Origin of the sequence: Clostridium sp. 19966 (assembly GCF_032335695.1) — a bacterium.
Taxonomy (GTDB): Bacteria; Bacillota; Clostridia; order Clostridiales; family Clostridiaceae; genus JACTOJ01.
The window spans coordinates 89,490-112,081 of record NZ_JACTOJ010000016.1; the positions used below are offsets into that span (position 1 = coordinate 89,490).

Below are 22,592 nucleotides of genomic sequence, written 5' to 3' on the forward strand. Positions count from 1 at the left end.
TATTATTACCAGCATTTATGGAATATTTGAAGGAGGAATTTTATTTGAGTAAGATTAATTTAAGAACTCCTGCTGTTGAAATTAGAGAAAACAGATTAGGGTCTATTACAGGCTTTCAAGGGACAGCAGAAGAATTGGTGAAATTAGGTCAATGCAGACAGCTTAGAGACAGTTCAAGAAGTTTTAGCCAATGCATGGGATGTAGCTCTGGAAATGCTTTTTGCCAGCTTTCTATGATTAAGGATGCAGCAGTTATAAATCATGCTCCTGTGGGATGTGCTGGAGACTTTTTTGGATATAACTTTGTATACAGGGTAGGGCAGATGGAAAGGAATTTACCCAGCACCATAGGTAAGTATTTTAGCACTAATCTTACAGAAAAAGATACAATTTTTGGAGCAACTCAAAAACTGGAAGAAACTATTAGGAATGTGTATGCTAAGATTAGACCTAATGCAATATTTGTGACTACATCCTGTGCATCAGCCATAATAGGAGATGATATAGAAAGTGTAACTGATGAGCTTACAGAGGAACTTGGGATTCCTATAGTAGCCTGTTTCTGTGAAGGCTTTAGATCTAAAATATGGACATCTGGCTTTGATTCAGCCTATCACTCCATTGTGAGAAAAATAGTAAAACCTCCAAAACAAAAAAATAATAAAATCAATATAATAAATTTTTGGGGAAGCCATATCTTTGATGATTTGCTTAATAGACTAGGATATGAGGCTAAATATATAGTGCCGTTTTCAACTATTAGTGAATTAGAAAACATCTCTGAATCAGCTGCTACTATACAAATATGCAGTACTCTTGGAACTTATTTAGGTGCAGCTTTAGAGCAGGTTTATGGAGTACCTGAAATAAAATCACCGCCAGCTTATGGGGTTTCTGGCACAGATAATTGGTTAAGAGAAATAGGAAAGGTATTAGATAAAAAAGAAGAAATTGAAAAATATATACAAGAAGAACATGAAAGAGCACTTCCGTTAATAGAGAAATATAGAGAAAAGCTTAAAAATAAAACCGCCTATATCACTGCAGGAGCTGCACATGGACATGCGCTTATAGCATTGCTTAGAGAATTGGGACTTAATGTGCAAGGAGCAGCAATTTTTCATCATGATCCTGTTTTTGATAATGAAGATGAAACATCCGATGCTTTAGCACATGATGTAAAAACCTATGGAGACATTAAGAATTATAATGTTTGCAATAAGCAAGCTTATGAACTCGTAAATATTTTGAATAGAGTTAGACCTGATATTATGATTGCAAGGCATGGAGGAATGACACTTTGGGGAGCAAAGCTTGGAGTACCAACTTTATTAATAGGAGATGAACAATTTGGTTTTGGATATCAAGGCATAATAAATTATGCGGAAAGAATTTTGGAGACTATAGATAATAGGGAATTCGTAACTAATTTAGCTAAGCATAGTACCATGCCATATACCAAATGGTGGCTCCAGCAGGATCCCTTTACATTCCTAGGAGGTGATACAAGTGTTGAACGTTATTGAACAACCTAGATTTTCTTGTGCTCTGGGAGCTCAGCAGACAGTAGTGGCTATTAAAAGAGCAGTACCTATATTACACTCTGGACCTGGCTGCAGCGGAAAGGTTACTGGACTTATAGGGCAAGGAGAAGGCTATGCAGGAGGGAGCACAATACCTTGCACCAACGCTAGTGAATCTGAAATAGTTTTTGGTGGAGAGCAAAAATTAAGAAGTGTTATTGATGGTGCTTTTAAAGTAATAGATGCAGATCTTTATGTAGTTCTTACCGGATGTACATCTGATATTGTAGGAGATGATGTAAACACTTTAGTAGCTGGATATAGCAAGGACGGATATCCTGTTGTAAGCATAGAGACTGGAGGCTTTAAAAGCAACAATTATGTTAGTCATGAGCTGGTAGTCAAGGCGATTATAGATCAATATGTAGATAAATTTTCTTCTAATAAAGAAGTAAGTAATGGATTAGTTAATGTGTTTGCAACCATTCCATATCAGGACCCTTATTGGAATGGTAATCTTGAAGAAATTAAAAGGATACTTCAGGGGATAGGACTTAAAGTAAATATTCTTTTTGGAAATGAATCCTCTGGAGTGGAAGAGTGGAAGACCATTCCTAATGCTGAATTTAACATAGTTATAAATAGTTGGGTTGGTCTTGACATAGCAAAGCATCTTGAAAATAAATATGGAACACCTTATTATCATTTTCCTTATCTTCCTATAGGAGGAATAGAAACCACAAGATTTTTAAGGGAGGTTGGTAAATTCGCAGAGCTAGAACAAGAAAAAGTAGAATCATTTATCAAGAGGGAAGAAGAAAAATATTACTCTTTTATAGAGAGAACAGCTGATTTTATGCTGGAATTTAGATATGGGCTTCCAAGAAAATTTTATACTTTACTAGATTCTGCTTATGCTGTTGGTTTTTCTAAGTTTTTATTGAATGAGCTTGGAATAATACCTGCTAAACAATATATAACAGAAGATACTCCTGATCAGTTTAAAGGAGAAATCATAGAACAGTTTAAAAACATATCTGAATATAGACAAGCAGATGTAGAGTTCTCTATTGATGGAGGAGAAATACATGAAGATATAAAAAAGCAGGACAATAGCAGGCGAGCGCTTATAGTAGGCAGCGGATGGGAACGTGATATAGCAAAAGAAATAGGTAGCGATTTACTTATTGTAAGTCCACCTGTGGCTTATAGATTAGTATTAAATTGTGGGTATGCTGGTTATAATGGAGGCCTAAGAGTGATAGAAGACATATATAACAGCGTACTGGACACATATAGATAATATATGAATAGGAAGGTGTATTAATATGTCTGATTTAAATTATGGATTTGATACATTAAAGGTAAGAGGAGGATATAATCCTAAAGAGCATAATAACGCTGTTTCAGTACCTATATATGCCACAGCTTCTTTTGAATTTGAAAATACTGAAAGAGCAAAAAGACTTATTTCCTTTTCAGAATTCGGATATGTATATTCAAGAATTGGAAATCCAACAGTAGGAGTTTTAGAAGAAAGAATTGCTAAGCTTGATGGAGGTACTGGTGCTATAGCTGTAGCATCTGGTATGGCTGCTATAACATACACTTTACTGAATGTAGCAGAAGGAGGAGGAAGAATATTAACTACTAATGATCTATATGGCGGTACCTTGGACGCATTAAAAAAAATACTACCAGCCTTCGGAATAAAAATCGATAAGGTAGAAAACCCAAGAGATTTGGAAGAATTTAAAGAAGCAATAAAAAACGATACTAAAGCTATATATGTTGAAAGTATAAGTAATCCGAATGCAACTATTGCAGATATTGAAGCCTTGGCTAAGCTTGCTCATGAAAATGGAATTCCGTTAATAGTAGATAATACCTTAGCTACTCCATATCTGTTAAATCCAATAAAATTTGGTGCAGATATAGTTGTGTATTCAGCCACTAAAGCAATTACAGGGCATGGAAATGTAATTGCAGGGCTTATAGTTGATGGCGGAAAATTTAATTGGAATAGAGGTAAGTATCCTCAATTTTTAGAGAAGTATTATACTCTGAGAAACAGTGATAACAAGGAGAGAAGTTTTCTTGAGGTGTTTCCTAATTTCCCTTTTATAGCTAGGATAAGATCAAACTATTTAGCTTATTTAGGAGCCACTTTAAGTCCCTTCGATGCATATTTTGTTTTATTAGGGCTTGAAACTCTCTCTGAAAGAGTGAAAAAGCAAGTAGAAAATACAGAAAAAATAGTAGAATACCTGGAAACTAAAGAACAAGTAGCGTGGATTAAATATCCTGCAGCAACTAAAAGCGAGTATAAAGAGCTTAAAGAAAAGTACCTTCCCAAGGGTGCAGGGTCTACATTTTCCTTTGGCATAAAAGCCTCAGAGGAAGAAATTGATGAATTTATAAATTCCTTAAATCTGTTTAGCTATCAAGCAAACATAGGGGACGCTAGATCCTTAATTGTTAATCCACCGAAAACTACTCATAGTGAGTTAACTCCTAAGGAAAAAAGCAATGCCAGCATACCTTTGGAAACCATTAGGCTTTCATTAGGACTCGAGGATGTTAAAGATCTAATTGAAGATTTGGAACAAGCTTTTAGAACGGTTTTTAAAGAGAATTCAGAGTCAATAAAGGAATATGACATAGCAGCTACTTCTTTATAGCAAATGTCAATGAATATAGGTATGAACGACTATTTTAGAAAGAAGGTGGATTCGTGAGTTACAGATTAGCTATAGGAAGCAGCGACGGTGTTTTTATTGATGAGCATTTTGCCACTGCACTTCAATTTTTGATATATGAAATAGAGGGTGAAAATTATGAGTTCATAGAGAAAAGAAACAATAAAGTTTTGTGCCAGTGTGTTGAATATCATAATAATAAGTTTTCTTCTCTAATAGAGAAAATCTATGATTGCAGAGCTATTTTAATAGGTAAGATTGGCCCTGGAGCTCAAGCCGCTCTTAAAGAACAAGGAATAGATTCCTTCAGCGTTACTGAATATATTGAAGTAGCTATAGAGAAATTGATAAAATACTATGATAATGTAGCTAATTTTAATAGATTAGCATAAAAAGCAATAAATTGATATCTAAAATTAAACTATTACAAACTTGAGTATGTTTACATTATAATATTACTATTAAAGGAAAATTTATAATAAAATTAGTTGACCTAGGTTATTTAAAATCATATTATAAATTTATATAAAAATATATCATTCCTATTTGAATAGTATGAATATAGAAATAAATATCTTATCAAGAGAGGTGGAGGGACTGGCCCTATGAAACCCAACAACCAGCATAAAATATGTATGGTGTTAATTCCTGCAAATTAGTTTGAAAGATAAGAGGAATATAAAAATAGGGCATTACGCACATTTAAAATCCTCTTTCGTTTTTTAAAGAGGATTTTTTATTATATATAAATATTGGGGGTGTAATAAGTGAGTAATGGAAACGCATTAAAGGTGAGTAAGAGCAGCAATTCTTCAAATTATCTTAACACGCTTACAGATTTATTAGAGAACATAAAATATGGTACTATAACACTTGTAATTCAAGACGGAGTTGTTATACAGATAGAAACCACAGAAAAAATAAGGTTAAAGTAAAATTCAGTTTTATATTTAAGTAGAAATTTAAAGATAAAAGATGCTGATTAGAAAAACTAAAGGCATGGTAATGATAGAGAATTACTATGTCTTATTATTTTGCACATATTTACTATAAAAGAGGGGGGGGACATACATGTTTTTATCAAATACTATAAAAAATCATGATAAATTTTCTAAACTATCGAACTTGCATCCATGTATGGGTGGTGAAGCTCACATGAAATTTGGAAGACTTCACTTACCTGTAAGTCCGGCATGCAATATTCAATGCAAATTCTGCAAACGGGATTATAGCAATAGTTACGATGAAAGACCAGGGGTAGCAAATGGAATATTAAAGACTCAAGATGTAGTTGAAACAATAAAAAAGGCACTTGAATTATGTCCTGAAATAACGGTAGTTGGAATAGCAGGTCCTGGTGATACTCTTGCTACAGGGCATGCTATAGAAACTTTTAAATTAGTACATGAGTTTTATCCAGATTTAATTCAATGTCTAAGCACTAATGGTCTTCTATTAGAAAGATATGCAGATGATCTATATAAAGTAGGTGTTGGAACTATAACTGTAACGGTGAATGCTGTTAACCCTATTATACAAAGCAAAATTATATCTTATATTCAATTAGATGGACAAATTTATTACGGAGAGGAAGCAGCTAAAAAATTAATTGATGCTCAGCTCAGAGGAATCAAGAAAATAAGTGATTTAGGAATTATTGTGAAAGTCAATACTGTATTAATTCCTGGAATTAATGATAATCATATTGGAGAAATAGCAAAAAGTGTTCAGGAAGCTGGGGCTACCTTATATAATATAATTCCTTTAATTCCGCAGCATGAACTAAGCCATATAAGCCCGCCTACTTGTTTGCAATTAGATAAAGCAAGACAGGAAGCTGAAAAGTATCTTGAAGTGTTTAGACATTGTAAACACTGCAGAGCTGATGCCTGCGGAATACCAGGTCAAGTAGATCTTTCGAATAAATTGTATGGGGCATTACATGATTATGAGACATTTTCACATGGCTAACAAATTAAAATTATATGAATTACTAAAAGGGGGATTATTATGTCAAAGAAAATCAAACAAATAGCTATTTATGGAAAAGGAGGTATTGGTAAATCAACTACTACTTCGAATATAAGTGCTGCACTTACCACCATGGGATATAAGGTGATGCAGTTTGGATGTGATCCAAAGGCTGATTCTACAAACACATTAAGAGATGGTACCTATATTCCTACGGTTTTAGATACTTTACGTGAAAAGAATAGAGTTGATGCCCATGATGTTATCTTTCAAGGCTTTAATGGAATATATTGTGTGGAAGCAGGAGGGCCAGCACCAGGGGTAGGTTGCGCTGGAAGAGGTATAATAACGGCCGTTCAGCTGTTTAAGCAGCAGAGAATATTTGAAGAACTTGATTTAGATATTGTAATATATGATGTTCTTGGCGATGTAGTCTGCGGAGGTTTTGCGGTTCCAATACGAGAAGGAATAGCAGATCATGTATTTACAGTTTCTTCCGCTGATTTCATGTCAGTATATGCATCAAATAATTTATTTAAAGGAATTCAAAAATATTCCAATTCAGGTGGTGCTCTGCTAGGTGGAGTAATAGCTAATTCTATAAATCAGTCTTATTCTAAGGAAATCATTGATGATTTCGTTTTAAAGACTAACACTCAAGTTATGGAATATATACCCCGCTCAGTAACAGTAACTCAAAGCGAGCTTCAGGGTAAGACAACTATTGAAGCTGCTCCAGATTCAGAGCAGGCTAAGATATATAAAGGACTTGCAAAAAAAATCGCGGAGCATACGGATTCTAAGGTTCCATCACCACTATCTGTAAGTGAACTTAAGGAATGGGCGTCCAAGTGGGGGGACTATCTCTTAGCGTTAGAAACAGGAAAAGCCATTTAAAGGATAATATCATAGGGAGTGAGTGTAAATGAAAAAAAATAAAAGAATAGTTACAGCATTAATTCTGGCTTCAATTGTAGCTCTTGCAGGGGTGCTTGCAGGCTGTAGCAAAAAATCAGATAAAGATGTAAACGCCAGCACTGGAGCAAAGAACCAGAGTATAAAAGATGGTGGAAATATTACTCTTACGACTAGTGAACCGGATTCCTTGGATCCATTTCTAGCAACAGCGGCAGATACTAGGTCAGTTTTATTTAATGTATTTGAAGGTCTTGTAAAACCTGATGAAAATGGAAATCTAATAGATGCGTTAGCAAGCAGTCATGAAGTATCAAAGGACGGATTAAAATATACCTTCAAATTAAGAAATGAGGTAAAATTTCATAATGAAAAAACTGTAACTGCGGAGGACATAAAATATTCTTTAGATAAAGCTGCAGGAAAGGATACAGGTAAACCCCTTAAGGCTGAACTTGCTAATATTAAGTCCGTGGATATTAAAGATTCCTCTACCATAGAGGTTAATCTTACTAAGCCTGATACAGAGTTTTTACCTTATCTAACTGTGGCTATAGTACCCAAAGATTATACAGAGGAAGCAACAAAGCCTATTGGAACTGGACCCTTTAAGATAACAGAATATGATAAACAAGATAAAATTGAATTAGTTAAAAACAAAGATTATTGGCAAAAGGGACTTCCTCATTTAGATAAAGTGACCTATAAAATTGAAGATGCAAATGCCACATTTTTAGGACTAAAGGCTGGAAATATAGATTCTGCATTCATAACTAAAGATCAGGCAGACCAGCTTACCGCAAACTATGATACCTTGACTGGAAGCGCAAATCTACTACAATTGTTAGCTTTAAATAACGCAAAAAAACCCTTCGATGACATAAGGGTAAGGCAAGCGCTCTATTACGCTATAGATACTAAAAGTGTAATAGATACCGTAGCAAGTGGAGTTGGAAAGCGCGCTGGAACTAATTTTCTTTCAAGCTTTAAAAAGTATTTTCAAAGTGGTTTGGAAAATACCTATAATCCTAACATAGATAAGGCAAAAGAACTTTTAAAAGAGGCAGGGTATGCAAATGGATTTGAATTTACAATTACTGTACCCTCAGTATATCAATTTCACGTTGATACAGCACAAATAATAGTAGAACAGCTAAAAGCTATAAATGTTAAGGCTACAATAAAAAAAGTAGAGTGGGGAGAATGGCTAGAAAAGACTTATAAGGGAAGACAATATGATGGAACTATTATAAGTTTAGATGCTTCTTATTTATCACCTAGAGCATTGCTAGGGAGATATGTATCTACCGATAGCAGCAATTTTATAAATTACAAGAATGAAAAATATGATGAAACCTATAAAGATGCAGTTGATTCAACAGATGATGCTAAAAAAATATCAGATTATAAAGAGCTTCAGAAAATTTTAAATGAAGATGCAGCTTCAATATTTATTCAAGACCAAGAAAAAGTTGTGGTGGTAAAGAAAGGGTTAGCAGGATATAAGTTTTATCCAACTTATGTTCAAGATTTAGCAGCATTATACTATACAAAATAATATAACTATATAAGTAGGAAGGTGACACATATTTGAGTTATATTTTAAAAAGAATGGTTACACTTTTAATTACATTGATACTTGTGTCTATATTTACCTTTGGAGTTTTTAATGTAATACCTGGAGACCCAGCTTTAGTTATGTTAGGAACAGAAGCTACTCCGCAACAAGTACAGGCATTAAGACAGGAACTTGGTTTAAATAAAAGTTTGTCTGAAAGATATATAGATTGGATTAAGAATTTTGTTAGGGGTGATTTTGGCAGGTCTATAAGATTTGCTGAACCAGTAAAAGATTTGATTTCTAAGAGGATTCCAGTGACTTTGTCATTGGCAATCCTATCATTAATAATGATTTTTGTCATTTCCATACCGCTGGGTATATATTCGGCTCAAAAAGAAGGGAGCTTAGTAGATACAATAATAAATGTCATATGCCAAATAAATATAGCAATACCTTCATTTTTTTTGGGGGTACTGCTAATTTGGATATTTGGTATAATATTTAAAATATTTTCACCTGGAGCATACATTGATTATAGTGAAGATTTTGTAGGATTTTTAAAATATATGATCATGCCATCCCTAGCTATAGCTCTGCCTAACATAGCAATAGTGGTGAAATTCCTGCGAGCTTCAGTAATAAAAGAAAATAGAAAAGATTATGTGAGAACTGCTTACAGTAAAGGGAATAAGGAGAGAAATGTATTATATGGACATGTTCTTAAAAATTCTTTAATAACTATAATAACCCTAATGGGCATGATAATAGCTGGCATTTTAGGAGGAAGCATAATTGTTGAACAGATATTTTCACTGCCAGGTATAGGCAATCTTTTGATAATGTCCATTTCCACCAGAGACTTCCCTCTAACTGAAACTCTAGTTATTTATCTTGCATTTATTGTAGTTTTTATTAATTTTTTAGTAGATATTTTATATCAAGTCATTGATCCTAGAATAAGGCTGGCATAAATAATATTTTGGAGGTTGTTATGAAGAAACATTATAACTGGAACCTGGTGGCTGGATTTATATTACTGGGAGCTATTTTACTATTGATGGCTATAGGAATTTTTTATACGCCTTATGACCCTAATAAAATGAATGTAGTGCAAAAATATCAAGCGCCAAATTTCAGTCATCTTATGGGAACTGATAATTTTGGAAGAGATATATTTAGCCGCATAATTTCTGGAGCGAAAGCTACATTTTTTATTTCAATAAGTACAGTTCTGCTTGGAACTTTAATAGGAGTTACTTTGGGTGCCATATCAGGATATTTCGGCGGATGGATGGATGAAATAATAATGAGAATTAATGACGCTCTTACTGCCTTTCCAGGAATACTTTTGGCTTTAGCTCTCGTGACAGTTTTAGGGCAAGGAAAATATCAGACAATTTTAGCTTTAACAGTAATTTTTATACCTAGCTACTGTAGAATAACTAGAGGTGAATTTCTGCAGCTAAAGGAATTAGAATTTGTCAAAAGCGCAAAAGTGTTTGGTGCAAGCTCTCTTAGAATAATATTCCTACATATTTTGCCTAATAGTTATCCTGCTCTTCTATCTGCTGTGACTATAGGACTTTCAAATGCAATTTTATCAGAAGCAGGTTTGAGCTTTTTAGGTTTTGGAGTTCAACCTCCAGATCCAAGCTGGGGAAGAATGCTGTCAGAAAGCCAAGCTTATTTATTTAATGCTCCTTGGGGAGCTATAGGCCCTGGAATAACAATAGTAATAACGGTTATAGCCTTTAATTTTATTGCTGAAGGCCTCAGAAAAATATATGAGTGATGAAGAAATTCAAAGGAGGTGACCTATTTGTCTGAAATTTTGTTAAGGGTAAAAGCTCTATCCGTAGGCATAAAGAGCATAAAAAATATTGATATGGCAGTTGAGGAGGTTTCTTTAAATATAAGAAATGGTGAAATATTAGGAATCGTTGGTGAATCAGGATGTGGAAAAAGTCTTACTGCATTAGCTCTGGCAGGACTTTTGCCTAAAGACGCTATTATAACCCAGGGAAGCATCATTTTTGACGGTACAGAACTTAAGGGGATTAGCAAAGATAAAATGAGAAAAATACAAGGAAAAGATATTTCAATTATATTTCAAGAACCTATGACTTCTTTAAATCCGCTGTTAACTATAGGAAAACAAGTTGGAGAAGGCTTAAGAATTCATTATAAATTTACAGAAAGGGAGATTAAGGAAAGGGTGTTGGATGTTCTAAATAAAGTAGGATTGCCTATGGCTAAGGAAGTATATAATAGTTATCCACACCAATTATCAGGAGGAATGCGCCAAAGGGTAATGATAGCTATTGCTATCATCTGCAAACCTAAACTTATAATAGCTGATGAACCAACTACGGCCTTAGACGTTACTATACAAGCTCAGATATTAAAATTACTGAGAGATATAAATAAAGAATATAACACTTCTATATTATTTATATCTCATGATTTGGGTGTTATTAGTCGATTGTGCCATAGAGTTATAGTTATGTATGCAGGCTCTTTAGTTGAGGAGGGGACTGTTAAAAATATTTTTTTAAATCCAACACATCAATATACAAAAGGGCTTATAGCATCTATACCTACCATGGACAAGAGGGGGAAAAGGCTTGTAAATATTTCAGGAAAGGTTCCATCTATTCAGGAAAAAAGATTTGGCTGCAGATTTTCATCAAGGTGTGAAAAAGCAGAAGAAAAATGCTTTTATGAATTGCCGCCTTCTGTAAATTTAGGTCCTAACCATAGGGTGTGCTGTAATCTAGCTATCAAAGAAAGCGGTGAAGATTATGTCATCTGAGAAAATATTAGAAATTAAAAATCTAAGTAATATTTATTACAATAAGAGGTCAAATATATTTGAAAAAGATACGTTAACTAAAGTACTTAAAAATATCGATTTTCACATAGAAAAGGGTGAAATATTTGGATTAGTAGGAGAAAGCGGCTGCGGCAAATCCACCTTGGGGAGAGCTATAGTAAATCTAACACCTAATGTGCAAGGTGAAATATTAGTTGATGGAGAAAATATTAAAAATAGAAAACATATAAGTGAAAAAGTCCAAATAGTATTTCAAGATTCTTTAAGTTCCTTAAATCCTAAGAAGACTATAGGCTGGATTATGGAAGAACCTTTGAAAATTCACAAAAAAGGTAATAAAGAAGAGAGGATAAAAAGAGTAAATGAAGTATTAAATTTAATAGGACTTGACAGCAGTTATAGAGGAAGGTATCCTCATGAGCTCAGCGGAGGACAAAGGCAGAGGATAAGTATTGGAGCTTCCATTATGCTGAATCCGAAACTAATTGTGGCTGATGAGCCTGTTTCAGCCTTAGATGTTTCTATACAATCTCAAATATTAAATCTGATTATGGACTTACATGATAAATTAGATTTAGCTTTTCTTTTTATCTCCCATAATCTTAATGTGATATATTATTTGTGCAATAGAGTAGCGGTAATGTATCTTGGAGAGATAGTAGAACTTGCAGATGCCACAGAAATCTATAATTCGCCTAAGCACCCTTATACGAAGGCATTGCTTAGCTCCATACCGAATATTGCAGTAGATAGTGACAAAGATATATGGGAGATAAAAGGTGACTTAAAGGATTCTATAAATATAAATAAAGGATGCCCGTATTATCCTAGATGCTCTTATGCAAAGCAGGAATGCGGAGATACTAAAGCTGATATTAAAAATATAAATAAGGAAAAGCATTCAGAGCACTTGGTAAGATGCCACCTATATTAGAATTATTAATCATTAAAAAATAAGGAGGAGAAAATGCTAACTTATGAAGTAAATAAAATAAATGACAATTTGTATTCTATCAGAGAAGACATAACTGATAACAATTTCCCTGTAATAATTTATTTAGTAATAGGTAAGGAAAAAGCAGCCCTGATTGATACTGGATTAGGAACAGACAACTTAAAAGCGCTAGTAAGTACCATCACTAACCTTCCCATACTTGTATTGCATACACATGGTCATGGAGATCATATTGGTGCAGATGCATTATTCACAGAAATTTATTTGAATAATAAAGAAGATATATTTTCCCAAAAAGATGAGAACTTAAAATTAGCTTCAAATCAAAGAATAAGTTTTATAAAGAAGCATTTGAAAAATAAACCTTTAATTTATTCTTACATTCAAAAGCATATAGTAAAAGATAGAGCTGTTGAATATAAGAATATTCAGGATGGAGATATTATAAACCTAGGTGAGCTTGAGCTTACAGCTGTAAGTACTCCAGGCCATACCTTAGGATCTATATCTTATATTAACCAAAGAGATAAATATGCTTTCACTGGTGATGGAATTGCAGATATACATTGGTTTGATAATGAAGAAAATGGGAGCGTTGAAGATTTTTTTAACACATTAAACCATTTTGAAAGCGAAGCAAAAGATATTTATAATATTTATGCTGCACATATTCCTAATCCATTTACCTTAAAGCTTATACATGATTTGAAGCATGCAGCTGCATCAGTATTGGAAGGGGCTCAGGATGAAATGGAAGATGCAGATTATCAGTTCCTTATTCATGGAAGATTATATGCACATAGGTGCGGTAATGCCACCATATATTACAATAAAGAAAATATTTATTCAAGAGATGCAGCTATGAAATAAGTTCTATCTTCTGTGATTTATTAAATATGGTTTTTTCATATGAATATATAAGGCTATCGAATATGGACTCCCAGCTTCTGTCTAGAGCTGTTTTTCTTCCATTGGCTATTATACGATCTCTTATAAATTCATTATTAATAATATTAGCTATTGCATCTGAAAATTCCTTGGAATTTCCCGCTTCAAATAAAAGGCCATTGAATTCATTTTTTATTATATCTTTAATTCCGCCTGCATTAGGAGCTGCTACTGGAAGTCCTGAAGCTAATGCTTCTAATACAACATTTCCAAAGGTTTCAGTAGGCGAAGGAAAAGCAAATATATCTGAGGAAGCATAAGTTTCCGAAAGAGAAGGACCTGTTTTATATCCAGTAAATATGGTATCTGGAGGAAATAATTTTTTATACTTTAAAAGCTCTGGTCCATCGCCGGTTATTATAAGCGCTAATTTGCTTGGGTATTTTTCTAATAATTTTAGGTAAGCTTCATGTAGTATGTTTATATCTTTTTCTGGCGATATTCTTCCAACATAAAGCAGAACAATTTTATTATTTATTTGAAGGCTTTTTCTTAAACTTTCGCTTCTAAGACTAGGAGTAAAGTTTTCAGTATCAATGCCTCTAGAAAAGATGTTTACATTTTCAATACCTTGTTTTTTCAGAAGGTTTCTAGTTTCCTTAGAAGGACATAATGTGAGATCATGTTTTGTGTGGAACCATTTTAGATAATTCCAAAAATTATTTTCGAGAAAAGAGAGATTATAGTATTTTAAGTATTGAGAAAAATTAGTAGTGTAATTGGATATTACAGGTATATCAAATTTTTTACCTAAATATAATCCAAGCATTCCCATATTGAATTCAGTTACATTGAAAATTATATCGGCTTTAAATTTTATTAGGGAATTTTTTAATCTTATAAGGTTTGGAAAGGCTAGCCTGCATTCCGGATATATAAAAAATTTAATGCTTAGGAATTTTTCAACTTTAAATTTATCATCACATTCAACATAGCTGTCTGGAGCAAAAATTAAATAGTCTATTTTCTTATTTTCAAAGTACTTTATAAGATGCTTAAGAGTATTTGTAACTCCATTAACCTGAGGTAAAAAAGTATCTGTAAATACAGCAACTTTCATACAATGCCTCCATAAGTTCAATTAATCTCTTCACTAATAATATATTTGAAATAAATTAATTGAAGTTTATGATAAGGTTAAAAGAAGGTTATTTAATACAATTAAAAAGAATTAACAGTCATTTTACAATGTTATAAATGTATCTTAAAAATAGAATAGTAGGATTAGATGTATAAATTACTAATAGCTTAAGTATAAATTAGGAGGAAAATATATGAGCAAATTAAATATCTGCATAGACATTGATGGAACTATTACGGATCCATACTACTGGCTGGAGCTTGCCAATAGTTACTTCAATAAAAATGTAACTGAAGAACAAGTTACCAGGTATTATGTGCATGAAGTGATGGGGGTAGAAAGAATAGAATATGAAGAATTCTATGAAAAAAACAAGTTTAAGATTCACACAGAAGAAAAGCTCAGAAGAGATGTAAGACCAATTTTAAACATTCTTAATACCATGCACAATATATACTTTGTGACAGCTAGGGATAAAGAATTAGAAATGCTAACACACCTATATCTTAGAAGATATGGAATAGAGTATGATGGGCTCTTCGTACTAGGCAGCAGCTATAAAGTTGATAAAGCTAATGAATTAAATTGCAATCTATTTATAGAAGATAATTATGATAATGCAATTCAGCTATCTGAAAATGGCACAAAAGTAGTACTTTTAGATACCTATTATAATAGAAAACCATTAAATAAAAATATAACAAGAGTATATGGATGGAAAGAAATTTATTTAATTATAAAAGAACTGTCTTTACAAAACAAAATAGTGTAAGGGCAGTTCTTTTTATATTATTATGATTTCTAAATTTGAAACTTACTTAAATAAGAGATAAAATATTATGAAAGGATAAAAGTGAAAGGAACTAAAGATTTATGACTATGTATAATCTTAATATGTTTGGTATGCTCATGGAAAGAGCCATGATGCTTCTAGTGATTTTGTTTATAGTTACTAGAATAAAAAGCTTTAGAGAGATATTTCAAAAGGATAATTATGAGAAAAAAGATATAGTGATTATATCTTTTATATTTTCTGCCTTTGCAATTCTGGAAACTTATTCAGGCATAAAAGTTGAAGGCTCCCTAGTAAATATAAGAATAATAACTATAGTTTCTGCAGGTATATTGTTTGGCCCTGAAGTAGGAATGATAACGGGATTAGTAGCAGGAATTCATAGGTTTTTAATAGACATTAATGGAGTCACCTCAATACCTTGTTTAATAACAAGTATAGTGGCAGGAGTATTGTCTGGATATGTGAATAAAAAGGTTAAGCGTAAGCAGCTTTATATTGCAGGTATTTTACTTGGAATGTTTTGCGAAGTTCTTACCATGCTGCTAATTTTGGCATTTACAAAACCTTATGCTTTAGGACTTAGCATTGTTTCAAAAATAGCTCTTCCAATGATACTTGGAGAGGTAAGTGTGGGCTTTATAATAATCCTTATACAGTTTGTAGAAGATGAAAAGGAAATGATAGCTGGTCAGCAGTCTAAATTGGCGCTAGATATCGCCAATGAAACTCTTCCCTATTTCAGGAATATAAATAATGAATCATTAAGAAAAATATGCACCATAATAAAGGAACATATTCATGCAGATGCTGTATCTATAACAGATAAAATGTATGTGCTTGCTTATGTAGGCCTAGAAGAAGAAGTTTATAATGTAAGGGATAAAGCTGTTAACGAAGATACTAAAACTGCAATTCTAAAGAATGAAATAATGATAAACAATGATAGCAATAAAAAGACTCATGAAAGTTTAAAATCTGCTATAATAATACCCTTTCAAGATAAAAATGGAGTCAGTGGAACTTTAAAGATTTATTATAAGGATACTAACAAAATAACATATTCCATTAAGGTGCTTGCAGTAGGGCTATCGCAAATAATATCAACTCTCATGGAAGTTTCAAAGGTAGAACAGATCAAGGAAACAGCAAATAAAGCTGAAATAAGGGCTCTTCAAAGACAGATAAATCCACATTTTTTATTCAATGCTTTAAATGCCATAACTTCTTTTATAAGGATTAATCCAGATAAAGCAAGAGAACTTATAATAAATTTATCAAATTATCTAAGATATAATTTAGAAATAAATGATGAGCTTATAGAAATAAATAAAGAGCTTAAGCAAGTAAAGGACTTTATAGAAATTGAAAAAGCGAGATTTGGTGATAAAATTAACATAATTTATGATATAGATGAGGTAAATATAAAAGTACCAAGTCTCATCATACAACCTATAGTTGAAAATTCAATAATACATGGGCTTTTGCCTCAGAAGGAGAAGGGCGTTATAAAGCTTAGTGTGAAAAATTATAAAAATGAAGGTGTAAAGATAAGCGTAGAAGATAATGGAGTAGGTATATCTGAGGAAATTATAAAAAATGTGTATAATGGAAATATGCCAGAAAATAAGATAGGTCTTTATAATGTTCATTTAAGGCTAAAGCTTATTTATGGTAAAGGAATTAATATAGAAAGATTAGAAAAAGGTACAAGAATGGAATTTTTAATTAGGAGATGATACTTTGAACTGCATTATAGTAGAGGATGAATTCCTAGCCAGAGAGGAACTAAAATATTTTATTAAAAATTTCAGTAATATAGATATAGCAGCTGAATTTGAAGACGGCATAGATGTTTTAAAATTTGTTCAAGACAATAAAGTGGATGTTATATTTTTGGATATAAATATAAGATCTGTAGATGGTGTAGTTATAGCTAAAAATATAAGCAAGTTTTCCGAAAAGCCATATATAGTTTTTATAACAGCTTACAAGGAGCATGCAGTAGAAGCTTTTGAAATAGAAGCTTTTGATTATATATTAAAACCCTATGAAGAATCTAGAATAAAATCTATGCTGAAAAAACTTGAGATAGCTTATAACTCCCAAAATGAGAAAGCTCCTTCAATTTTAAATAGAATAAACCTATTTAAAAATGATAAGATAATAGTTACTAATTTAGATGATATATGCTATTGCGAGGCAAGAGATAGGGAAACCTGCGTGCTTACAAAGAATGATGAATATTTTGTAAAGATGACCATATCTGAATTTTACGATAGCCTTCCAAAAGACATATTTTTTAGATGTCATAGATCCTATATTGTGAATTTGACAAAGATAAAGGAAATAATACCGTGGTTTAACAATACTTATAATTTACGTTTAAAAGATATCTCTGAGGAAATTCCAGTAAGTAGAGGAAACATAAAAGCTTTTAAGCAAATTATGAATATATAAATGCATTTTATGCACTAATAAATGCATCTCGTTCATAAAACCAACTTAACACTTATTTAGAGTTATATAATAAGGTCAAACAAAGGAAAGATTTAATTATATAACTTTTAAATGAGGAGTGAGTATAATGACACAAATTGAAAGAAAATCTGAAAAGCGATTTTTAATATTGCTTGGTACAATAATTACTCAAATTGGTCTTGGTACAATATACACTTGGAGTTTATTTAATCAGCCCATAGCTGATAAATTTGGCTGGAAGCTTAGTAAGGTTACGGTAACTTTTTCTATTGCTAGCTTTGCATTAGCATTTGCAACTTTATTTGTTGGTAAAATTCAGGATAAGATTGGCATTAGGAAGATGATTAGTTTAGCTGGAATAGTAATGGGACTTGGTCTTATACTCACTTCTAAGGCGAATTCGTTAACAATGCTTTATATTACAGCTGGAATAGTCGTTGGAGCGGCAGATGGTATAGGATATATGGCATCACTTTCGAATTGTATAAAATGGTTTCCTGATAAGAAAGGTTTAATTTCAGGAATTGCTGTAGGGTCCTATGGAGCTGGAAGCTTGATTTTTAAATATATAAATTCTGATATTATTAACTCTAGAGGTGTCACTGTTGCATTTCTCAGCTGGGGAATTATAGCATGCTTAATGGTGACTGGTGGAGCACAATTACTTAGGGATGCAAAGGTTTCAGCAGCTGCTTCTGAAAATAAAGCTAAAAATTACGATTACACACCAAAAGAAATGCTTAAGAAAAAAGAAGCTTATTTATTATTTATAATGATGTTCACAGCTTGTATGAGCGGGCTTTATATAATAGGGATAGTGAAAGATATAGGAGTATCTATGGCAGGCTTAAGTGTATCTGTAGCAGCTAATGCAGTTGCCATGGTAGCAATATTTAATACTGCAGGAAGAATAATATTAGGAGCTTTATCTGATAAAGTTGGACGACTTAAAGTTATAGCTTTTGCTCTTAGTGTGACTGCTGTAAGCGTATTTGTAATGAATACTGTGCATATGAATTTTGCCATATTCTTTGCCTGTGTTGCAGGAATTGCATTTTCCTTCGGAGGAAATATTACAGTTTTTCCAGCATTGGTTGGAGAATTCTTTGGACTTAAAAATCATAGTAAAAATTACGGTATAATTTATCAAGGCTTTGGTATAGGAGCTCTTTCAGGATCTGTAATAGCTAATATTGCGGGAAGCTTCAAGGCTACCTTTGTTGTAATAGGTATAATGTGTGTGCTTTCAATTTTAATTGCAATTTATATTAAGGTTCCTCAGATAGAATCGGATAAGAAGAGTTTAAAACTTAGAGAAAGAACTGCAATGTAATATGGAAAGCAGATTTTAAATTGAATAGTTATATGTAAAAAGGAACTGGTTCGCCCAGTCCCTTTTATTTTATGGATAAAATCTTAATAGCTGAGGCTTTAAAATATCGCTTAATTCACCAAGTGGAATTCGTACTAGGGGAATTTCTGAAATAGAAGGAGCAATCTGATTGAATCTTGGGAATATGACTAAGGTATTATTGTCAATATAATAAGGTTGATCCTCTGATATTCCATTAAATTGAGGCAGCATACCTGGGTAATTCAGTTGAAGAAATCTTCTGGTTTTTTGATTTAGCACTGCTAGATAATTAGTGCTTGGCTTAAATAAGTTGCCAAGAGACATGGAATCTCCATTATTAAGATCATAATTATAAGCTGTCCTTATATAACTGTTTTTCCCACCTATATATTCTTGATAAAAAAGAGACACGCTTAAAATATTATTCTTATTATAAGTTATGGAGTAGGTGGTAGCAATTTGATATGGGTTTGGTTTCTTTCCTTGTTTTTTTAGATTTGCCGCATTTTCTTCTGCAGCAGATTCCATCTGATTTCTGAATTCCATTATGTCATTTTTTATATTACTGTTTATGTTTGATAATATATTTTTATTGATATTTCCGCTAAATACGGGAATTTGAAGAGATTCATTAATTTTTTCATTTGAATTTGTTATTCGTGAGGTAGTTACAGTGAGAGGTGGATAAAAATTATTGGGATTATAGCGCAGCCTATAAAATGGGCATACTGAATCATCATTGCAATAGGGACATATCATTAAAAAAGCCTCCTTTATACTACTTACTAGGGTATGAAACGAGATCAAAAAAAGTTACACAAGATTTCATTAGTATGGGTGAAACTTGTATTGGACAGTGGAGATAATAAATGATAAAGTATTCATAGAGTTACTTTATTTAACATTTAACAAACAATGCAAATAGGAGTTGGGGTTTATATGTATGAACAGGATTATATAGAAAGGCTTATAAAGTCCATAGGTCAACTGTTAGTAGGCATATTCATGGGAAAAGAAAATGTAATAAGCCTTAAAGAAGAAGAAAGTGAAGTAATACTCTCAGGAGAAAAAGTATTAGAAATAATGCTTAAGAAATATATTAGTGAAGGGAAAATAAATGAAGCGGAAGATATTTTATTTGATACCCTTGAAAAGCATAAATCTCCAAAGTATTTTGAAGTAGCATTGTGGTTCTATAGTGAGATCAATAAATTAGAAGAAGATGAACTTACCAGATACAATTTTTCAAAGCAGGAAATAGTGGATGGACTAGAAAGCATTAAAAAACTCTTCAAAGAAAAATAATATTAAAAATGAAGCGAAATATTAGATGGCAGGGAGAAGAGAATAATGGAAGAAACTTGGTATAAATTGGATAATGCAGCTAAAATATATCCAGCTATACGGGAAACTAATTGGGCACCAGTATTCAGAATTGATGCTGTTTTAAAAGAAAAGGTTCACCCAGAAATATTACAAAAAGCATTAAATATAACATATAGAAGATTTCCTACCTTTTCTGTACATTTCACTAAGGGATTATTTTGGTATTATTTTGAACCTAATGAGTGCGAACCAGAGGTAAGAATGGAAAGCGATTATGCTGCGGCTCCTTTTTCAGAAGAGAAGGATAAAGGGTATCTTTTTAGAGTGCTTTATTACAACAGAAGGATATCATTAGAAGTATTTCACTCTATCACAGATGGTTTTGGGGCTACAGTTTTTCTAAAAACATTAATATTTAATTATATAACATCACTTAATGGGGAAGAACCAATTAAAGAAGCCTTAGATTTAGATAGATACAATATTTTTCACTATAAAGATTTACCTAGTGCTGAGGAAACGGAAGATTCTTTTTTTCATGTTGCAGCATCCGAGGATAAGCTGAATCTAAAAGAAAGCATAGCTTTTAAAATTAAAGGAACACCAATTAAAAGAAACACATTAAAGGTGCTTCATGTGATAGTTAGTGTTAATTCACTAAAGGTTGCAGCAAATAAATTCAATGCTACAGTAACTGAATTTTTAACGGCTCTATTCATACACTCCGTACTCAATGCTAGAATTTATCATCCTGGAGAAAAAAAGCCTATAAAGATATCTGTGCCAATAAACCTGAGAAAACGGTTTGCTTCTAAAACTGTTAGAAACTTTTCTTCTTATGTAAATGTAGAATATAAACCAGAAGTAGAGGCAGACAATGTTAATCTTGAAGAAATATGCAGAGAAGTTTCAAGACAAATAAGAGAAGGAACTGAAATATCGGCGTTAAGAAGCAAATTTAGTGGAAATGTAAATGCTGAGAAAAATATTTTAATGCGTTTAGCTCCATTATTTTTAAAAAATCTAGTGCTGAAAGCAAATTTTAGTTTATATGGAGAAAGAATAACTACATCTACTTTATCAAATATAGGAAACCTTACCTTGCCTGTTGAAATGATAAAGTACATAGATAGGTTTGATTTTGTTTTGGGAGCGCCAAGAGAAAATGTATTTAATTGTGCTGTTATAAGCTTTAATGATGTGATGAGCATATCTTTTACTAGCACCATATTAGAAAATACTGTAACCAAAAGCTTTACAGATTCTTTAGTTAGTTATGGTATATCTGTTAGTGTGGAAGCGAATTATTAGGAGGATATGTAGTATGAAGTGTAGAAACTGTCATGTTGAAATAAAGTATAATGCAAATAATTGTCCACTATGCGGAAAACATTTGATTGAAAAAGAAGAGTATAAAGTATACCCTGGTGTTGGAAAAGGCGTGGTAAAAACTACCGGCAAACAGATGAAAATATCGATTTTTATTCTTGTTTCGGCAAGTATCATATTATTTATAATTAATTTGCTCACACCACATTATTATTTTTGGTGTACAGTAGCTATATTTGGTATATGGCTGACATTTTTTATTATAGTAAAGCCGCTTATAAAAAAGAAAATAACTGCCATGATGGTGGTAGAAGATAATATCTTAGTAAGTGTATTTTTGGTTGTAGTGGATAGCACCTTTAATCAAAATGGATGGGCTATGAGCTATGTGGTGCCTTTTGTTTTATGGGGATCCTCACTTATAGTAACAGTGATAGTTATATGTATAAAAATGACTTGGAAAGAATTCTATCTTTTTCAGACGTCTATAGTTATTATTTGCTTTATACCTATAGTTGCTAGATTGATATTCAAATTTGTGCTTTGGCCAAGCATAATTTCGGCGGTGTATGGAGTAATAACAATTATTGCTATGATAATTTTTGGAGATAAGAAATTTAAATATGAAACGAAAAAAAGGATGCATTTTTGAAAAATAAATTTATTGCAATTGACAGTGCTAATAAAAGTGATATAATTATTTAAAGTAAATATGTAATTCTATGATGAGGACAGTAGGCATTGAAGGATTTAAAGAGAGAGAATACAGCAGCTGAAAGTATTCTTAAATTTGCAAATGTTGAATACCACCTCAGAGTGACTC

At 32.3% G+C, this 22,592-nt stretch carries 22 protein-coding genes, 1 riboswitch and 1 other annotated feature (1 of these 24 only partly in view); of the genes, 20 read left to right on the top strand and 2 right to left on the bottom strand.

The features are described from left to right. The first annotated feature begins 44 nt into the window (after positions 1–44). From IAI10_RS15985 to IAI10_RS16045, 13 genes are all read left to right on the top strand, one after another. Positions 45–1,526, top strand: coding sequence for a nitrogenase component 1 (locus IAI10_RS15985; protein ID WP_315674295.1), 1,482 nt, complete (start codon positions 45–47; stop codon positions 1,524–1,526). Continuing rightward, on the top strand, positions 1,510–2,826 hold the full coding sequence (locus IAI10_RS15990) for a nitrogenase component 1 (RefSeq protein WP_315674296.1): 1,317 nt from the start codon (positions 1,510–1,512) through the stop codon (positions 2,824–2,826). The genes IAI10_RS15985 and IAI10_RS15990 overlap by 17 nt, the downstream gene beginning before the upstream one ends. A 25-nt stretch (positions 2,827–2,851) precedes the next feature. Further along, on the top strand, positions 2,852–4,204 hold the full coding sequence (locus IAI10_RS15995) for an aminotransferase class V-fold PLP-dependent enzyme (RefSeq protein ID WP_315674297.1): 1,353 nt from the start codon (positions 2,852–2,854) through the stop codon (positions 4,202–4,204). Between the two features lie 53 nt (positions 4,205–4,257). Continuing rightward, complete coding sequence (locus IAI10_RS16000; protein ID WP_315674298.1) at positions 4,258–4,614, top strand: NifB/NifX family molybdenum-iron cluster-binding protein; 357 nt, start codon at positions 4,258–4,260, stop codon at positions 4,612–4,614. Between the two features lie 181 nt (positions 4,615–4,795). Further along, positions 4,796–4,896, top strand: a riboswitch (SAM riboswitch). Positions 4,897–5,013: 117 nt separating this feature from the next. Then, positions 5,014–5,157, top strand: a complete 144-nt coding sequence (locus IAI10_RS16005) for a YezD family protein (RefSeq protein ID WP_396334403.1) — start codon at positions 5,014–5,016, stop codon at positions 5,155–5,157. 136 nt (positions 5,158–5,293) lie between these two features. Then, positions 5,294–6,193 carry a radical SAM protein gene (locus tag IAI10_RS16010; protein WP_315674300.1) on the top strand — a complete coding sequence of 300 codons (900 nt, stop codon included), beginning with the start codon at positions 5,294–5,296 and terminating at the stop codon, positions 6,191–6,193. A 39-nt stretch (positions 6,194–6,232) separates the two neighbouring features. After that, entirely contained in the window at positions 6,233–7,090 is an 858-nt protein-coding gene (nifH, locus tag IAI10_RS16015) for a nitrogenase iron protein (protein ID WP_315674301.1), read from the top strand. A gap of 28 nt (positions 7,091–7,118) precedes the next feature. Further along, positions 7,119–8,666: an ABC transporter substrate-binding protein gene (locus IAI10_RS16020; protein ID WP_315674302.1), complete on the top strand. Its 1,548-nt coding sequence runs from the start codon at positions 7,119–7,121 to the stop codon at positions 8,664–8,666. Between the two features lie 32 nt (positions 8,667–8,698). Continuing rightward, on the top strand, positions 8,699–9,640 hold the full coding sequence (locus IAI10_RS16025) for an ABC transporter permease (protein WP_315674303.1): 942 nt from the start codon (positions 8,699–8,701) through the stop codon (positions 9,638–9,640). Positions 9,641–9,660: 20 nt separating this feature from the next. Then, positions 9,661–10,461, top strand: coding sequence for an ABC transporter permease (locus IAI10_RS16030; RefSeq protein ID WP_315674304.1), 801 nt, complete (start codon positions 9,661–9,663; stop codon positions 10,459–10,461). A gap of 18 nt (positions 10,462–10,479) precedes the next feature. Continuing rightward, positions 10,480–11,481 (top strand): ABC transporter ATP-binding protein, encoded by a 1,002-nt coding sequence (locus IAI10_RS16035; RefSeq protein WP_315674305.1) that lies wholly within the window; start codon positions 10,480–10,482, stop codon positions 11,479–11,481. Beyond that, positions 11,471–12,436, top strand: a complete 966-nt coding sequence (locus tag IAI10_RS16040) for an ABC transporter ATP-binding protein (protein WP_315674306.1) — start codon at positions 11,471–11,473, stop codon at positions 12,434–12,436. Before IAI10_RS16035 ends, IAI10_RS16040 begins: the two co-directional genes overlap by 11 nt. A 33-nt stretch (positions 12,437–12,469) precedes the next feature. Then, positions 12,470–13,327, top strand: a complete 858-nt coding sequence (locus IAI10_RS16045) for an MBL fold metallo-hydrolase (RefSeq protein WP_315674307.1) — start codon at positions 12,470–12,472, stop codon at positions 13,325–13,327. Here the strand turns inward: IAI10_RS16045 and IAI10_RS16050 are convergent. Continuing rightward, on the bottom strand, positions 13,317–14,465 hold the full coding sequence (locus IAI10_RS16050) for a glycosyltransferase family 1 protein (RefSeq protein WP_315674308.1): 1,149 nt from the start codon (positions 14,463–14,465) through the stop codon (positions 13,317–13,319). The two genes, IAI10_RS16045 and IAI10_RS16050, sit on opposite strands and share 11 nt — an antisense overlap. A 214-nt stretch (positions 14,466–14,679) precedes the next feature. Here IAI10_RS16050 and IAI10_RS16055 point away from each other — a divergent pair, with 214 nt between their 5' ends. From IAI10_RS16055 to IAI10_RS16070, 4 genes are all read left to right on the top strand, one after another. Then, positions 14,680–15,258, top strand: a complete 579-nt coding sequence (locus IAI10_RS16055) for a hypothetical protein (RefSeq protein ID WP_315674309.1) — start codon at positions 14,680–14,682, stop codon at positions 15,256–15,258. A 101-nt stretch (positions 15,259–15,359) separates the two neighbouring features. Further along, on the top strand, positions 15,360–17,018 hold the full coding sequence (locus IAI10_RS16060) for a sensor histidine kinase (protein WP_315674310.1): 1,659 nt from the start codon (positions 15,360–15,362) through the stop codon (positions 17,016–17,018). 4 nt (positions 17,019–17,022) lie between these two features. Continuing rightward, positions 17,023–17,739 carry a LytTR family DNA-binding domain-containing protein gene (locus tag IAI10_RS16065; protein ID WP_315674311.1) on the top strand — a complete coding sequence of 239 codons (717 nt, stop codon included), beginning with the start codon at positions 17,023–17,025 and terminating at the stop codon, positions 17,737–17,739. A 127-nt stretch (positions 17,740–17,866) separates the two neighbouring features. Beyond that, positions 17,867–19,093: an OFA family MFS transporter gene (locus tag IAI10_RS16070; RefSeq protein ID WP_315674312.1), complete on the top strand. Its 1,227-nt coding sequence runs from the start codon at positions 17,867–17,869 to the stop codon at positions 19,091–19,093. A gap of 69 nt (positions 19,094–19,162) precedes the next feature. Here the strand turns inward: IAI10_RS16070 and IAI10_RS16075 are convergent, their stop codons facing one another. Then, complete coding sequence (locus IAI10_RS16075; RefSeq protein WP_315674313.1) at positions 19,163–19,873, bottom strand: DUF4163 domain-containing protein; 711 nt, start codon at positions 19,871–19,873, stop codon at positions 19,163–19,165. 180 nt (positions 19,874–20,053) lie between these two features. On the opposite strand from IAI10_RS16075, the gene IAI10_RS16080 reads away from it, so the two are divergent. The 3 genes from IAI10_RS16080 to IAI10_RS16090 are packed head-to-tail and all read left to right on the top strand — an operon-like array spanning position 20,054 to position 22,421. Beyond that, positions 20,054–20,419 (top strand): DUF6483 family protein, encoded by a 366-nt coding sequence (locus IAI10_RS16080; protein WP_315674314.1) that lies wholly within the window; start codon positions 20,054–20,056, stop codon positions 20,417–20,419. A 45-nt stretch (positions 20,420–20,464) separates the two neighbouring features. After that, on the top strand, positions 20,465–21,751 hold the full coding sequence (locus tag IAI10_RS16085; RefSeq protein ID WP_315674315.1) for a hypothetical protein: 1,287 nt from the start codon (positions 20,465–20,467) through the stop codon (positions 21,749–21,751). Between the two features lie 13 nt (positions 21,752–21,764). After that, a complete protein-coding gene (locus IAI10_RS16090) occupies positions 21,765–22,421 on the top strand; it encodes a DUF6320 domain-containing protein (protein ID WP_315674316.1) in 657 nt (218 codons plus the stop codon). Between the two features lie 61 nt (positions 22,422–22,482). After that, positions 22,483–22,592, top strand: a binding site (T-box leader) (it continues 107 nt past the right edge of the window).

What these genes read in the sequence shown, in the direction of transcription:
- IAI10_RS16090 (WP_315674316.1), top strand. Translation starts at nt 21,765, where the DNA reads ATGAAGTGTAGAAACTGTCATGTTGAAATAAAGTATAATGCAAATAAT.
- IAI10_RS16040 (WP_315674306.1), top strand. Translation starts at nt 11,471, where the DNA reads ATGTCATCTGAGAAAATATTAGAAATTAAAAATCTAAGTAATATTTAT.
- nifH (WP_315674301.1), top strand. Translation starts at nt 6,233, where the DNA reads ATGTCAAAGAAAATCAAACAAATAGCTATTTATGGAAAAGGAGGTATT.
- IAI10_RS16085 (WP_315674315.1), top strand. Translation starts at nt 20,465, where the DNA reads ATGGAAGAAACTTGGTATAAATTGGATAATGCAGCTAAAATATATCCA.
- IAI10_RS16030 (WP_315674304.1), top strand. Translation starts at nt 9,661, where the DNA reads ATGAAGAAACATTATAACTGGAACCTGGTGGCTGGATTTATATTACTG.
- IAI10_RS16070 (WP_315674312.1), top strand. Translation starts at nt 17,867, where the DNA reads ATGACACAAATTGAAAGAAAATCTGAAAAGCGATTTTTAATATTGCTT.
- IAI10_RS16055 (WP_315674309.1), top strand. Translation starts at nt 14,680, where the DNA reads ATGAGCAAATTAAATATCTGCATAGACATTGATGGAACTATTACGGAT.
- IAI10_RS16060 (WP_315674310.1), top strand. Translation starts at nt 15,360, where the DNA reads ATGACTATGTATAATCTTAATATGTTTGGTATGCTCATGGAAAGAGCC.
- IAI10_RS15995 (WP_315674297.1), top strand. Translation starts at nt 2,852, where the DNA reads ATGTCTGATTTAAATTATGGATTTGATACATTAAAGGTAAGAGGAGGA.
- IAI10_RS16075 (WP_315674313.1), bottom strand. Translation starts at nt 19,873, where the DNA reads ATGATATGTCCCTATTGCAATGATGATTCAGTATGCCCATTTTATAGG.
- IAI10_RS16010 (WP_315674300.1), top strand. Translation starts at nt 5,294, where the DNA reads ATGTTTTTATCAAATACTATAAAAAATCATGATAAATTTTCTAAACTA.
- IAI10_RS16020 (WP_315674302.1), top strand. Translation starts at nt 7,119, where the DNA reads ATGAAAAAAAATAAAAGAATAGTTACAGCATTAATTCTGGCTTCAATT.
- IAI10_RS16050 (WP_315674308.1), bottom strand. Translation starts at nt 14,465, where the DNA reads ATGAAAGTTGCTGTATTTACAGATACTTTTTTACCTCAGGTTAATGGA.
- IAI10_RS16045 (WP_315674307.1), top strand. Translation starts at nt 12,470, where the DNA reads ATGCTAACTTATGAAGTAAATAAAATAAATGACAATTTGTATTCTATC.
- IAI10_RS16080 (WP_315674314.1), top strand. Translation starts at nt 20,054, where the DNA reads ATGTATGAACAGGATTATATAGAAAGGCTTATAAAGTCCATAGGTCAA.